A 372-nucleotide genomic window follows, 5' to 3' on the forward strand; every position below is an offset into this window, starting at 1 on the left:
CCCTATGGCGGATGGAGCGCACCGGGAAGTTTCCGGCGAGGGTGCAGATCGGCGCCCGTGGCATCGGCTGGCACGAGCAGGAAGTCCTCGACTGGCTCGCTTCGCTTCCTCGGGTGGGCGGTGACAACCCCTGAAGCGCCCCGCGCCCCGGACGCCCCGCTTTCGCGGGGCTTTTTTTTGCGCTGTCTCCGGGAAAAGGGAAGGTTTTGACCGCACCGGAAACCCGCGAGGTAAAGTTTTTACCGCTGTGCGCGGCGGGAAAATACAACATGATATTAAGCATGACTGCATCCACGTTTGCCGCTGACGATTTCGCCGCCGCCCTCCGGCAGGATCATGGCCTAGGAGCAGATGACCCGCGCCCTGTCATTG

1 protein-coding gene is annotated in these 372 nt (G+C 62.9%); it reads left to right on the forward strand.

The window, feature by feature from the left end; translation table 11 throughout:
* Positions 1–11: 11 nt before the first annotated feature.
* Positions 12–134: a helix-turn-helix transcriptional regulator gene (locus ACTFO6_RS17990; RefSeq protein WP_439935775.1), complete on the forward strand. Its 123-nt coding sequence runs from the start codon at positions 12–14 to the stop codon at positions 132–134.
* Positions 135–372: the final 238 nt, after the last annotated feature.

The sequence above is a fragment of the Pelomicrobium sp. G1 genome (genome assembly GCF_051905455.1).
GTDB lineage: Bacteria > Pseudomonadota > Gammaproteobacteria > Burkholderiales > UBA6910 > Pelomicrobium.

Coding starts and splice junctions, on each gene's coding strand:
- ACTFO6_RS17990 (WP_439935775.1), top strand. CDS start 12: ATGGAGCGCACCGGGAAGTTTCCGGCGAGGGTGCAGATCGGCGCCCGT.